This is a genomic window from Mucilaginibacter sp. SG564 (assembly GCF_013149275.1).
Taxonomy (GTDB): domain Bacteria; phylum Bacteroidota; class Bacteroidia; order Sphingobacteriales; family Sphingobacteriaceae; genus Mucilaginibacter.
Genome location: NZ_JABGNA010000001.1, coordinates 51515 through 66773, shown reverse-complemented (window position 1 = coordinate 66773; position 15259 = coordinate 51515). Strand labels below are relative to the sequence as shown.

8 protein-coding genes are annotated in these 15259 nt (G+C 41.3%); 1 reads left to right on the top strand and 7 read right to left on the bottom strand.

Annotation, left to right across the window (positions count from 1 at the left end):
• Positions 1–2 precede the first annotated feature (2 nt).
• From FHW89_RS00190 to FHW89_RS00170, 5 genes are all read right to left on the bottom strand, one after another.
• Positions 3–3452, bottom strand: a complete 3450-nt coding sequence (locus FHW89_RS00190; protein WP_253952120.1) for a SusC/RagA family TonB-linked outer membrane protein — start codon at positions 3450–3452, stop codon at positions 3–5.
• Between the two features lie 6 nt (positions 3453–3458).
• Positions 3459–4427 carry a FecR domain-containing protein gene (locus FHW89_RS28755; protein WP_172333001.1) on the bottom strand — a complete coding sequence of 323 codons (969 nt, stop codon included), beginning with the start codon at positions 4425–4427 and terminating at the stop codon, positions 3459–3461.
• Positions 4428–4571: 144 nt separating this feature from the next.
• The gene (locus FHW89_RS00180; RefSeq protein ID WP_172333000.1) at positions 4572–5159 is read right to left on the bottom strand and encodes an RNA polymerase sigma factor; all 588 of its coding nucleotides are present in this window, start codon (positions 5157–5159) and stop codon (positions 4572–4574) included.
• Positions 5160–5308: 149 nt separating this feature from the next.
• The gene (locus tag FHW89_RS00175; protein ID WP_172332999.1) at positions 5309–7885 is read right to left on the bottom strand and encodes a BamA/TamA family outer membrane protein; all 2577 of its coding nucleotides are present in this window, start codon (positions 7883–7885) and stop codon (positions 5309–5311) included.
• Positions 7886–8028: 143 nt separating this feature from the next.
• Entirely contained in the window at positions 8029–8655 is a 627-nt protein-coding gene (locus FHW89_RS00170) for a hypothetical protein (RefSeq protein ID WP_172332998.1), read from the bottom strand.
• 541 nt (positions 8656–9196) lie between these two features.
• Here FHW89_RS00170 and FHW89_RS00165 point away from each other — a divergent pair.
• Positions 9197–9523, top strand: coding sequence for a YegP family protein (locus FHW89_RS00165; RefSeq protein ID WP_172332997.1), 327 nt, complete (start codon positions 9197–9199; stop codon positions 9521–9523).
• A gap of 89 nt (positions 9524–9612) precedes the next feature.
• Here FHW89_RS00165 and FHW89_RS00160 read toward each other — a convergent pair whose 3' ends face one another.
• On the bottom strand, positions 9613–13698 hold the full coding sequence (locus FHW89_RS00160; protein WP_172332996.1) for a hybrid sensor histidine kinase/response regulator transcription factor: 4086 nt from the start codon (positions 13696–13698) through the stop codon (positions 9613–9615).
• A gap of 89 nt (positions 13699–13787) precedes the next feature.
• On the bottom strand, positions 13788–15251 hold the full coding sequence (locus tag FHW89_RS00155; RefSeq protein ID WP_172332995.1) for a hypothetical protein: 1464 nt from the start codon (positions 15249–15251) through the stop codon (positions 13788–13790).
• Between the last annotated feature and the right edge of the window lie 8 nt (positions 15252–15259).

The window sequence follows — 15259 nt, the reverse complement described above, 5'->3', positions numbered from 1 at the left end:
AATTAAAGTGAGATAACGAGGTTTACGCCCATTGTTCTGGTTGAGGGGAACTGGCCAATTTCAAAACCCTGTGTAATATCTGAGCCGCTGAGCGTACCAAACTCTGGATCAAAACCCGGCCATTTTGTCCAAATGAACAGGTCACGACCGTACACGCCAATTGTAGCCCGCTGTATACCCAACCTGGAAGAAAGCCGGGCTGGCAATGTATAGTCAAACCTGGCTTCCCTGAGTTTGATAAAATTGGTGCTATAGGTGGCTCCTTCGGCATTGTTGGCTCCAAAATTGGATTGATAATACTGGTCAATATCGAGAGCCACTACATCGTTTTTACGGTAGCTTCCATCAGGGTTTTGTACCACACCATTACCAATGATACCATTATATCGGCCTGGAAGGGTATTGGTTGTTTTACCTTGTTCGGCCAGTTTATACGATGTAAGCGAGTACGCCACAGCACCATATTGAGCATCAAACAAAATGCTGAAATGAAATTGTTTATACCTGAAATCGTTACTCAAACCCATTTTCCATTTGGGTGAGGTATTACCGAGATATACCAGATTGGGAGAGATAAGCGCGAAACCTGTTTTAGGATCAAAAACAACCTGCCCATCCGGAGACCGTTGATAACCCCTTCCATACAGGTCGCCCATGCTGCCGCCTACTTTGGCTACTATTTGTCCGCCCCCTGTGGGGCCGTTTTGCAATACAACGGAACTATCTGAAAGTTCTTTTATCTTGTTGCGGTTAGCCGAGAAAATAAGGTTGGTTGTCCAAACAAAACCGCCTTTAGGATTCGATATCGGCGTTCCGTTCAGGGCTACTTCAATACCTTTATTGGCAACCTTACCAATATTAATAACCGCACGGCTGTAGCCCGATGAAGCATCTACAACGCGGTTTAATATTTGATTTTTAGTAACGCCCGAATACAAGGCCAGGTCAAACCCCAAGCGATTTTTGAACAATTGTACGTTTGAACCAACTTCATAAGTATTGGTACGCAAAGGTTCAAGGTTTACGTCGGGCAATGTTGTCGGGTTTTGTGCTCCGCCAGAATAGGTACTCCCGGCTGAACCATAGGAGTATGAAGTTCTGTAGGGCACTGTACTACCACTACCAACACTTGATGCTGATACCCTGACTTTAGCAAAGCTGATGGCTGTAGGCAGCTTAAAGGCATCAGATAAAATAAAACTGGCACTTGCCGACGGATAAAAGAACCCAACCTTATCTGTTCTTTGCGGAGTAGCTAAAACGCTGTTCCAATCCTGCCTGCCGGTAAGATCTACATATAGGAAGTTTTTATAACTGGCCGATAATAAACCATAAAAGCTATTGATAGCATACTTACTACTATAAGGTAAAGTGATAAGCGTACCAGCGGAATTGGCCATGGTATATATCCCAGCTATATTAAGTGAGTCGGCCCTTACCTCATCTACACGGTAAGTATTACGTAGCATACTGCCACCGGCTGTACCGGTTAAGGTGATGTCTTTATTTATGGCTTTATTATATCGCAACAGGAAATCGCCGCTTACCTCCTGCGAAAAAATGTTTTGGGTGCGATAAGAGCCTTTAGGATATTTAGTTCCGGCATCATACGGACGCTCCTGCGCACGCTGCTCATAGCCCATGTCCAGAGAAGTTCTGACCTGCAAACTCAGTGCCTTGGTAATATTATAGGTGGCCTGAACATTCCCGGTTACCGCATTACGGTTTGATTTATTAATAAACTCATAGGCTACCGCGTATGGATTTTCTGGATATGAACTGAAAGGATACTCAATAGCGAGGTCTTTTTGTCCCAGTTTCCAGTAGTTTTTGAGCCAATCAATGTCGGCACTGGGTTGCCAGAAGATAAACCAATACATAAGCGATTGGTTACCATAACCTGCTCCAGGTAAGTTATCGCTGAATTTGTTCTGATAATTTACTTTTGAGCTGATGGTCAGCTTATCATTGATCTTGGAATTGACAGATAAGGCCACTGTATTACGGCCATAACCTGTATTTGGAACAATCCAATTGTTCTTAACATTAGTAGCCGAAAACCGGGCTGTGGTTTTATCCGACCCGCCGTCAATGCTTACCGAGTTGGTAAAGGTTTGCCCTGTATTAAAAAACTGGTGAAGCTTATCTGTGTAAGGCACCCAGGGAGTCCTAACGGTGGATTGCTTTTGGGTTACCGGATCAAACTGGTAAAACATTTGGCCGTCAAACCGGGGGCCATAAGCAGAACTCGTTCCACTGGTACTTGCGCCATCTGGCCCGGCTCCATATGAATAATAGGATGCGCCGGCTAAGCCCTGCCCATATTCAAACTGAAGATCGGGCCAGCGGTTTACTTTTTCTATAGATGCATTTGAGTTAACCGTTATACCCAAACCATGCTTTTTGGCGCTGCCAGATTTGGTAGTGATAATAACCGCGCCATTGGCACCGCGCTGGCCGTACAAGGCTGCGGCGCCCGGCCCTTTTAATACCGATACGCTTTCAATGTCTTCGGGGTTAATATCATTGATACTGCTGCCATAATCGGCAGGCATATTGTCGCTTCCAGTACCATAAACAGTTTCTCCGGAAATACCTGTACGCCGGCCGCTACCATTATTGATCACTACACCATCAACCACAATCAGAGCTTCATTATCGCCGGTAAGGTTGTTTTCTCCACGTAATATGATCTTATTTGATCCAGTTGGGCCTGAATTTGATCTCACCATATTCAAACCAGCCACTTTGCCCGAAAGCGCGTCACTCCAATTACTGGAAAGCGCATCCGTAAGCTGTTTTCCCTGTACAACCGTGGCTGCATAACCAAGTGCCTTTTCATCACGCTTAATACCCAATGCGGTAACTACTACTTCGTTCAGCGTAGCGTTTGATTTATCCATGGTAATGGTTATGCCTGCTGTGGCCTTACTAAAAACCTGGCTCTGTGTGGCAAAACCCACGGTAGAGAAATTTAAAGAGCCGCCGCTCGATACCAATGCAGAAAACTTACCATCATTATTGGTAAAGGTCAACAACTTTTTGTTTTCGTCGGTTACGCTAACGCCGGCAAGGGGCAGTTTATCTTCAACAGATATTACGACGCCGCTTACAATAACCATATCCAACTTTTTGATCACCAGGTTGCCATCGATATTTTTTAAACCAATACCTGCCTGTTGTTGCAATACTTGTGCGAGCCTGTCAAAAGGTAAATTTTCATCGGGCAGTGTTACCATAATGCCCATACTTACATTGGCATCAAAAGATATCTTATAGCCATATTTAGCTTTGAGTGTGTTTACAATGGCTTGTACGCTAATACGTTTTTTTTCAAAACTGTACTGACCTGAAGTACTTGTCTGTGCCTGTATTGCTACTGAAAAAAGTAACAAAAGCAAAAACAGACAGAGTTTTTTCCGGACAAAAAATGAGCGTTTTAGTTGTTTCATGCTTAATCAGAATATTATAATAGTGTGAGGGTTTTTATATCGGTATTTAAGGCCGGTGGCATAGCTCAGACCTGGTAAAAGATTGCCAATACCATTATCTTTCATTTCGCCGCTAAAACGGGCTCGCTTACGGGCTGATGCTTGTACTTCGATTTTGATATTATACCAACGTTGCAATTTTTCGGCTATCTCATCGGCATTATTATTATCAAAAAACAGGGTTTGATTTTGCAGGGATGAAGCATCGTGTGCATCTACTTTCGCGATGGCTACCTGGCGGCTTTTTATCTCATAAGTAAGCTGTTGACCCGCCTTTAAATAGCTGGTTTTATTATTTGCAGTAACACCCACCAAACCAGTGGCTACCTTAACTTCGATATTTGTTTTGGGACGCGAGTAAACATTAAAAGATGTACCCAATACGGTTACCGCCAAATGATTGTCTGTACGAATAATAAATGGCTTGCGAGCATCATGTTTTACATCAAAAAAGGCTTCTCCTGCTAACTGAATCTCCCGTTTATCAGTACCAAATGTATTTATATAGCTAATTTTTGAATTCGGAGCCATAAATACCAGGGTACCATCGGGTAAAGTAAGCCGACCGCCTACATTCTGTGCGCTTTGCAGAGTTTGCAAATCATTGCCAAACCCTTGTTTAACTTTTTGCACGTAAAACCAGCCTAAAAAGCAAAGCAACAGTAAGCTGGCTGCAATACCAGAAAACCAATAAGGCCGTTGTTTGCCCTTCTTATTATCGGACTTTGACAGTTCAAATATCCGATCAAGCAAGTGCAGCCATTGTTCATCAATGTCGCTTTGTTTTAGAGGCTGCTCCCGTTGCTGTTTCCTGCGCTCCAGGTAAGTAAGCAGATAGCGATGTTCTGTTTGCTCATTGGCCCAGTCAATAACATCCTGAGCTTCATCAGGCCCGCATTCGCCGTTTACATAATTGAGTATCGTTTCCCAGTTCACGCTTTTTAATTTTATTTAAAGAGCGCGGCAGGGGCAGTTTCCACCTAAAGAAATAATTACCTATTTGTTAAGTTTTCGTTAAATACCATAAAACAAAAAAAGCCGGATCTAAAACCGGCTTACTTTTACATTTTAGTATTAAAACTAACTGACAGTTACTGTAAGTATCAGGTTGATCAGCATCAATCCACCAGCAATGGTAGCTTTATCAAAATTACCGTTGTGGATAGCATGGCCAAGCTGCTCAATAGCTTCACGCATGTGATATTCAACCTTCCTCTCCGTAATATCAAGCACCTGGGCTATTTCCGCATTCTTAAGGCCAAGCAGTCTCAACTCGATCATCTCTTTCCGATGGGTAGGCAACTTATTGATCAGCTCCTCAACAATTTTGATAGACTGTTTGGCTACAAACTTTTCAAATGGATTGTAGGTATTCTCGGGGATATTAAAAGCATCATTGGGTAATTCTGAAATCTGATAGCGGGATGACAAAGCCTTTAAAGCGCCATTTTTCGCGGAGCGGAATAAATAGGTCTTCAGATCATTAATTTGCAACTTATCTTTGTGCTGCCATAGATTGAGGAAGAGGTCGGAGAGCACATCTTTAGCCAAGTCTTCATCATTGATCATGGAATTTACATAGCCGAACAAAGGAGCATAATTCTCTCTAAATATGCGTTCAAATCCATCCAATGTATGTAATAGGGGCATATTTACTGTTTCCATCATTGGATTGCAAATTAAGCCCGGGCATGTTTATATAACAAAACATCCACGTTAAATTTATATTAACAACATGTATTTAAAGGAAAAAGCCTGTAATTTATTTTCAAAATCACAGGCTTTTTTTTTCTTAGCTAGTAGAATGTCTGGTTAAGTTATATTCTAAAATTTAAAGAAAAATAAGGATACCAGCCTTCATTAGAGTGCCCGGCAAGTAACTGTACAATAGTTAAACCAGCTGGCGAAAAATACAAGCCGCCACCAACGCCCTGATGCCAGGTGGTTGAGTGCTCATCTTTTATCCATACCCTGCCTGCGTCATAAAATCCGGTTAAGCCCAACTCACCTGGTAATATATAACTGGCTATCTTAGCCACCTTTACCCTACCCTGCAAATTGTTGAACACCATTTGCTGACCGGCAAACCTGTTTTGAAGAAAGCCTAGCAAATTCCCTTGCCCACCCAGGAACAGGGATTGATAAAATGCAGGGTCACCTATGGTTACGCCACCACCAACACGATCTGATAATACAATCGTGCCCTTGGAGTTTAACTTTTGATAATAGGTAAACTCTGGCTTGATCTGCATAAATGATTTTGAATAGCTGTTAAGCCCTGTATATCCCTGAACCAACACATTGAAGTAAAAACCAGCTGATGGCAATATATAATTGTTGCGCTGGTTGCTGACATAATTCAAAATCAGGCCCACATGCGCTTTATTTTTATTTAAAGTAGTGCTATCGTATGAATTAGTATGTGTTGTTGGCAAACTGATAAACTTTCCAATATTATCCTCTGGATTCATATGATAATATTGTAAAGACGGTCCTGCGCTAAATGTGCTCCCCTTACCGGTATGCCAGCGTAACGCAGGGTCAAACTGGTAAGTATCAAAACGGGCACGGTAAAACCGGCGATATCCCGAAAATTTGGTAAGCTTGGTTTCATTACCTCTGCCAAAAAAGTTCATCGTATTATCTGGTGCCTGGATAAAAGCCTGCAGCGTAAAATCGGCCTTACCTATAGCCTGAATCCATTCCCCGTTATATTTAATCCTGAAGGCATCGGTAGCAAACGAGTGCGTAATCATTACCTGCTGTATGGTGGAATATGGCAACTTCCTGAATCCATCCACGCCTTTATATCTAAAACCAAGCCCTAATAAAAACCCGTCATCGGCATTTATAGCAGCTGTTGCCAACGGCATCCAAACATTGTACGGATTGGCAGGCACAAACCGGCCATTTAGCGTATCGGTTGAAAAATGTTTACTTACCCTGTTCACATCACCTGTAAAACTTGTGTTGTCTTTTGGCCCGTAAACTTTTATGCTGCTATTGGCCTGTTTTACATCAAAGGTTTTATCGTCAACACTATCAATAATACGCAGCTTAATTGGCGATGAAGCATTGTTAACCACAATATGATCGTTACCTGCCCCAGTATATAACCTTAATTCATGGGTTATATCTGGTTGATAAGTCATGTCCCATATCTTATTTTTAGCTTCCCCTTTTTTGTTAAGGCTTTCAACCGTTACATGCAAAGCCTTGTTAGGTGCATCACTAATAGTAATTTGTTCATCCTTATCGGTAGTGTGCAAGTCAACTATCCTGTTTATAAAACGGTAATACTCGGCCGTGGCAGCCGGTATATTATCTCTGCGCTTTTTTAGTATAGATAATAATTCCTGATGCCTAAGATCATAAGTTTCTTTAGGCAAACGTTTTAAACCGGCTTCTAAAACCTCATCCGTTTCGACCTTAACAAAGTCGTTGGCAATCCGCATCCAATCATCATAACTTATCTGCGCATCAGGAAATTGTTTCATAAACCTTGTTTTAAATAAGGAATATTTCGCGCCAGAGAGATCACCCTTAAAATTCCCCAACAAAGGATCTATCCATGGCAATGCTGCTATAGAGGGAAACAAACCCTGATTAACATGGAATACCTGGTCACGGTCACGAGGTACGGCCACATAATGCCTTGCTTTATCGTCCTTGGTTACTGCCCAACGCCATTGATCCTCGTGTCTGTCCCAATCGCCTATTAACAGGTCAAGCATACGAGCCCGTAAAAACGCCTCCCCATCAAGCCGGTTATCATAATTTTTGGTTAGCTCCCGCTGCATTTTGAACGTATTATCAGATTCACCTATGGGTTCGCGTTCTTCCAGTAAGCATACCATATTTGTGAATATTTTGCTATACTCGCCCAAGGCCGGATCATCAGCAACTACACCAATAACCGGGTTAGCATGAGGTACTTTTGCAGCTGCAGCCAATGGCGGGACGATAAGCGCGGAATATGGATGCTGCGCGCTAAATTCATCTGCCACCCAATCAACTGCAAACGTGCCTTGTAAACCCTCCGGTAATAATTTATCAGGTACTTTCTCTACGCTCCTTAATACCCATTCCCTGCCCGTTTTATCTTCAAGTCGCAATGATTTTGACTGCATACCTCCACCCTGCTTTAGCGTTGTTAAGCCTCCATTAACCTTTGACAACCTGATCACGGGTAATTTAACAGGTATGGCCCATTCTTTACGAAAATTGGTTCCAAACAGCCAGCGATGTACGCCAGTCACATCATTGTAAGAAGGGTGAATTTTAACAACAGTACTATCTGGGAATTTTTGCCACGAGGATGGCGCTATTTCCTGTGCATGAAGAGGAATTACAAACGCTAAACAAACAAACAAAGAAGGTATCTTTTTTATCATAGGTTGATTTTTGTACTTAATTTAATATCTACGACGAATTTAGCTTAAATTAAACTTAATTAAAAATTACAAACAGCAAAAGCAAGCCCTGTAAATTCTTTGATTTACAGGGCTTGCTAACGAACCTTTCTATTTAAGAAAACTTACTCTGTTTTTTTGATATACTGTTTGTTGCCACTTGGAGACAAAGTATATTTACCGCCTCTTGGGCCTAAATAAATAGTTCTGCCTTTGTCGTCTTTGCCAATGGCCTTATCTTCAGACTTATTTGCGGCTTCGGTAACGGTTTTAGTGACTTTCGCTTTTTTAGTACTAACAGCTGCAGTAGCCTCATCTTTAGCATCTTTTGCTTTGGCCGCGGTTTTATCCGCTTTATCTTCTGCTTTTGCCTTAGTATCTTTTGCTGTTGCTACTTTATCATCGGCTTTAGACTTAGTGTCTTTTGCTTTTGCAATTGCTTTGTCAGCTTTATCTTCTGCCTTCGCTTTGGTGTCTTTTGCGGCTGCTACTTTATCATCAGCTTTAGATTTCGCCTCTTTTGCATTTGCGGCGGCCTTGTCGGCTTTTGCATCGGCCTTGGCTTTTGCCTTTGCAGCGGCTTTATCGGCTTTGTCGTCGGCTGTTGCTTTCGCTTTATCGGCTGCTTTCTCGGTTTTATCGGCAGCTTTCTTTTTAGCTTTTTTCACGGCAGCATCAGTTGTCTGTGCAAACGTATTGGTACCTACCAATAATACCGAGAATGACAATAATAATACAAGTAATTTTTTCATGTTAAAATAATTTTAGTTGTAACGATCGAATTGAAAATTGGTTTAGAAGTTTAACGGTTTTGACTTGGTACTATATCAATAGGTTTAAACCAACCATTCAGTTTATTTTCCACGATATTAAAATATTCTTTAATCTATGAACAAACTCCCCGAACAGATGATTAATTATTTTGTCGCGATCCCATAGATAATTTACTTATAAGATGAGATATAATAATTCAGGTCTCTCCTTTTGTCAGGTCTGTGGAAATGATTGCGTTTTTGTTGATACCTCTTGAGTGAGTTCTTCCATAATAATAGATTTTAGGTTCAGTAATGATTATCTAAATTTAAAAAAAATAAATAAAGAATTAATTGTTTCTATTTTATTATTTCAACAAGCTGAATCTTGCATAACGTTTTAAATAAACCATCCTGAAACCTTAACATTATTACCTCATTAACAAACGTAATTAGTTCGTTTGTTATTAAATACAAGCCTTATGATTTATTTCATTTATTCAAAAAAATGTATATTCGTGTAAATCAAAAATCTACAACCATGGGAAAATTTGCAACTAAAACAGGTAAAGACGGACAGCATTATTTTAACCTTTTAGCTACTAATGGACAGGTTATTCTTTCCAGCGAAGGGTATACAACTTCAGCAGCCCTGCACAATGGTATCGAATCTGTAAAAAAGAATGCTCCTGACGATAAACATTATGAAAGAGCGGACTCTAAAAACGGAAAGTTTTATTTTAACCTAAAAGCGGCCAATGGCCAGGTGATAGGTAAAAGCCAAATGTATGAAAGTGTGGCCAGCCGAGATAACGGAATTGAATCTGTTAAAAAGAACGCGCCTGATGCTCCAACTGTTGAAGAATAATTTCTTATTATTATCATATTGAGCAACCAACTCAGTAAGTGTGCCCTGGAATAAACCCAGGGCATTTTTATTTTATTTCACTAAGCAAATCAAAGCATTTCCATAAACTCGCTCGGCGTTTTTCCGTACTGTTTTTTAAATTCTTTACTAAAATACTTACGGTCGCTAAACCCAACCATGTAGGCTATCTCATTGATAGTATATCGTTTACTTTGCAAAAGAATGGTAGCGTTGTTCATTTTAACGGATTTGATAAACTCATTGACAGACATACCTGTAAGCGCGTTTAACTTTTTATACAATATCGGCTGACTCATCGCTACCGCTTTTGCTAATTCGGGCACACCAAATTCCAGATTATCGATGTCGGCCTCGATTATCCTGATCACTTTGCTCAGAAACTCATTATCAATTGAATCAACCAGTTTCTTTACCTTTTGATCATTGTTCGGGTGCAGGATAGTATCACTTTGTTCGATTTCCGGGACGGGTTTAAACTGGCGGTTAAAGCTTTGGCGGATCCTTTCACTGGCAGCCAAAAGATTATTTACCTGCAACAGCAATATCTCAATACTGAATGGTTTGGACAGGTAAATATCCGCCCCCATCTTTAATCCTTCCACATGACTTGAATCAGAAGCCCGGGCCGTTAACAAAATAACCGGGATATGATTTGTTCTGTCGTCTGATTTTAGTTTATTACATAACGTAAAACCATCCATTACGGGCATCATCACGTCGCTAATGATCATATCCGGGATATGTTCTTTTGCCAATTCCCAACCTTTAAGCCCGTTATCACCCGTAACCACTTCATAGTGATCCTGCAAAAAGCCACTTATAAATAAACGCACATCCGGGTTATCCTCCACCAATAAAACAAGATATTTTTTGTTTCCTGTTGATTGCCTATCAACCGGAACATCGGTTATAATAACATCAGTATTTATGGCAAATTTTACAGTTTCTGATTGATCCTCCAGTTGTTGCCTGCTCAGGTCTGCCGGGTTAAAGTGGCCGGCTCCTTTACCTAAGCTAACCGAAAAAGCCGTCTTGTTGCCTTCAGGCGATAATCTGCTATCCACTGTAATACCTCCCCCGTGTAACTCTACAATACTTTTCGCTAAGGCTAAACCAATGCCATAACCCGTATTTTGCTTTCCCTGGTCATTTTCCTGAAAATAGTTTTCAAATAAGTTATTGAGGTTTTCGGGAGCTATGCCTTTGCCATTATCGGCCACAGTAATAGTAACTTCATCCTTCTTTTCTTCTATAAAAACCCCAATGTGTCCCCCATAATTGGTAAACTTAAAGGCATTATAGATTAAATTGTAAAACACCTTTTCTAACTGTTCTTTGTCAAAATAAACCCTGATATCATCTGAAGAAGGTATCAGATCAGTAGTGATGTTACGTGATATGGAGTGATCATCAAATGAGATCAGTATCTCCCTCAGGATGTTTACGATATTGTATTCAGCTACATGAAGTTTAAGATTACCGCTTTCGGCTTTGCGGAAATCCATTAGTTCGTTTACCAGTTGAAGCAAACTATCCGAATTCTTCTTGACGATCTGCAATTGTTTGGTATTTTCGGTATCTCCCTTACCAAACAATACTAATTTTTCCAAGGGTCCCAATATCAAAGAAAGATGCGTACGGATCTCATGCGATATGTTGGTAAAGAAATTCAGCTTTAACTGCGTGAGTTCTTTATCCTTGCGTAACAATGACCGGAGAATAAAAAAGCGGGCTATTAAAAATACCAGACCACCTATAAACAGCACATATAAACAATAGGCCCATATGGTTTCCCAAAATGGCGGCAGCACCTGTATATGCAAAACCGCGGCCTTTCCCCATACACCATCGTTATTAGCCCCCTTGGCCAAAAATGTATAACTACCGGCAGAAAGATTGGTATATGGAGCTGATGGTATATCGGTATGAACCCAATCGTTATCAAAGCCTTCCAGTTTATAAGCATACTTATTTTTTTCGGACTTGATATAGTTTAACACCGCGAAATCAACTGTGAACACATTTTGCGCATGTGTAAAGGTTATTTTAGGGGTTAAACTGATATCCTTTTTTAATAATCCATCAGATTGACCAATTCCTAATGGCTGATTAAATAATTTTAGACCAGTTATGATAACCGGCGGAGCGATATTATTGTCTTCAATTTTGGATGGAAAAAAACTGCTCAATCCGTTATATCCACCAAAAAGCATTTCACCATCAAAAGTTTTATAGCAGGAATTGATATTAAAAGTATTGCCGCCTAAGCCATCGCTTTTATTATAATTTTTAAAGGTTTGGGAGGCAATATTAAATTTGGATAAGCCATTACCCGTACCCATCCAAAGGTTATGGCTGGCATCTTCTAAAATACTTTGTACGTTATTGTTTGCCAGTCCTTCTTTTTCTGAATAGGTTATAAATCTCTTCCCATTACTATTATATCGGGCCAAGCCACCATAGTACGACCCTACCCATATATGCCCATTGGTATCCTGATAAATACAATTGATGTCGTTGGATCTTAAACCATCATTAGTAGTAAACAGCTTTAAAATGCCATGTCCATGATCTAACAGATACAAACCATTGGCTGTAGCTATCCAGATGTGCTTATCCTTATCTTCAAGTAAAGCCTTTACCGATTGTTTACCAATTTTATTAATAACCGGCTTATCAGTTGCCTGTAAAACAGTATTATTGCGCTTAAAAACAAGCAGGCCATTTTGGGTACCTACCCAGAAATTACCCTGGAAGTCTTCCAAAACAGTCAGCACTTCTGAACCTAATGTCACCGGGTCATTTTCTTTGTATAGATATCGTTTAAAGTTGCGGGTAGCGGGATTGAACAGATTTAAGCCTCCGCCATGGGTTCCAGTCCAAACATTACCGCTCCGGTCGATATATATCATCTTAACCAGATCAGATCCCAGGGATGAGGGATCGCCTACTTTGTTTTGGTAAGTGGTTACCACATCGGCTTTACGATCGAAATAATTTAACCCTCCTCCTTCCGTACCTATCCATAAGTTATGCCTCTTATCTTCCCATACTGCGCTCACCACGTTGTTATTGATATTGGAGTGGTACCGCGCTGTTTGAAAAGTTAAAAACGTGGTATTGTGACCCGATACCATGTTGATGCCGCCCCAATAAGTACCTATCCATACCGTGCTGGTATTATCTATAAACACACTGTAGATGGAATTCTGACTCAGACTGCTTTTATCCTCCGGATCATGCTTATAGGATGCAAATTGTTTTGTTGCAGGATCAAGAATGCTCAAGCCTCCCTGTGTACCGATCCATATTTTACCGGAGCTTGCCGTTTGCAATATCCGTATATTGTTATTAACCGGTCCGCTTGTGCCACTATTGCTTAAAAACCGGGTATAGGTATTGGTGTTTTTATTATACAGGTTGATACCTCCGTGTAGGGTACCTACCCATAAGTTATCCTTCAGGTCTTCGGTAATAGTGGTCACGGAATTATCGCTTAAACTATTGAAATTTCCTTCTACATGCTTGTACATTCGGTATCGATACCGATTACCTTGCTTTTGCATTTTAGTAAGTCCGGCCGACGAGCCTATCCAATAAACGCCCTCATGATCCTGGTATATAGTATGCACGTTGGTGCCATACAAACCCGCAACCGAATCAGGAACAGCAACCTGACTGAACTTACCAGTTGTTTTGCCAGGCAGCATATGCAAGCCATTTGATGACCATATCCAGATGTTTTGTTGCCGATCCTGGTAAACCGAGCTGATAATCTGGCTACCCTTTGATAGAGGGTTTAGCTGAACCCGCTCGAAACTATCCTTTTCGGGATTGTACCTGTTTAGCCCGTTGCGGGTGCCAATCCAAAGCGTTTTATTCGCATCAAGCAGCAGGCAGGTAATATAATCTGAGGAAAGACTCGACTTATCTGCCGGATCATTTTTGTAGATCTTAAAGCTCCGTGTATTGTACTTATTAAGCCCGTGCTGGGTACCATACCACATAAATCCCCGGCCATCCTGAACTATGGCCAGTACCGAATTTTGCGATAAGCCATTATCAACCGTCAAGTTCTCAAACGCGATACGCTGACTATAGGCAGCCGAATAGCAAACTATGGAAAACAGGAATATGGTAATAGCTAATTTCATTTGATCGACCGGTCAAATAAAACTAACAAAATTCCGGTTAGGTTAATAGCTTTTTTTCCGCAGATCCGTTTTAAAATAATGACCTGTATTTATTGCGCTGTAACTGACCGGTATAAATCCTTCGGAAATTGCTGCGTTGTACTCTTTAGCTTTACCGGCATAAAATTCCAGGGGAACTGTGGCTTTTTAGGATACTGCTTTTGCCCATTGGCGGCTACAGCATCTTTCCGGTTGGGTAAGTTATCCAGTCCGACAATATTTCCGATGAAAGCGTTATTGATAAAATTTACATGACCATATTGCTTGGGCGATTTGCTAAATACCACTGGAGTCTTTCCTGTGTACACAAAATAATTATCCTCAAAAACAACATGCTCAGGTATCCCGCCCTCAATATCAACTGCTTCCATGGTGAATGATTTTGGCGCGTTGTTATAAAATATATTGCCTTTAACCAGCGTACTGTCGGTTACTCCCGCGAAATTGAAAAGCCGTTTACGGTTGATGCCATCATTTACGCTGAGGTTGTATTGGATGATATTTCCGTTGGTTTTCACATTGTCTTTATTAATGAGGTCTGATATCACCAGCATAAAACCACCTTCGTTATCATGGCTGTAGTTGTATTGGATAATAGTATTGCGGGAGTTACCATCGATATCAAAGGATTGGCCGTCGTTAGCCCAGTTATCGTTTTGGGTATAGCCAACCTCATTGTACTGAATGGTGGTATGATCACTGCTATGCGGCCACACGGCAACGGCATTATCCTTTGCCCGGCTGCGGATATGGAATAGTTTATTATGCTCCACCATGGCCGTATCAAAGGCTTTTACTACAATACCATCACCGCCGATATCTTCGAGCTGACAATTGCGGATCAGCAGGTACTTGTTCGGGAGCCAGTTGGTGCGGAAGGAGAAAGTACCATTACCACGGATGCCGTTACGATCAACCCGCTCCACCTTGCAATTTTCGATGATCAGATGTTCAATATTGCTTGGCTTGGGGCCCCGGCAATCCCAAAAGATGCCGCAGCCCTCGGCGGTACCCTTTTTGTTATCGCCATTGATATCATGGATATACAAATTAGCCAGCCGGATATGGTGCAGGGTGCCAATATTTTCAGCCATCACGCGAACACCGGTAGGACCCGTTTTCTGGAACTCTACACTGCTATCCAGGTTAGAGGCCGCCAGATACTCTACCACAATATATTGCAGGTTGCGTAGCAGTATGGCATCCCGGAAATGGCCGCCTGCTTTTATTTCGGGCAGGGCGCCAGAGCCATAGGCACTAAACACGATGGGAGCCTTTGCATCCCCCGAACCCAAGGGGGCCAACTGCCCTTCCCAAACACCGTTACGGGCAAATAGCATACTATCGCCAGGCATAAACCTATGTTGATTTACCGCAGTCAATGACCGCCAGGCCTTGGTGGGGCTAAGTCCATCGGAAGCATCATTACCTGTTTTGTTGTTGATATAGTAGGTGCCGGCATAGGTGTATAATGCGGCACTACTTGCAATTAATAATAGTAATATTTTTTTCATTCGTTTTA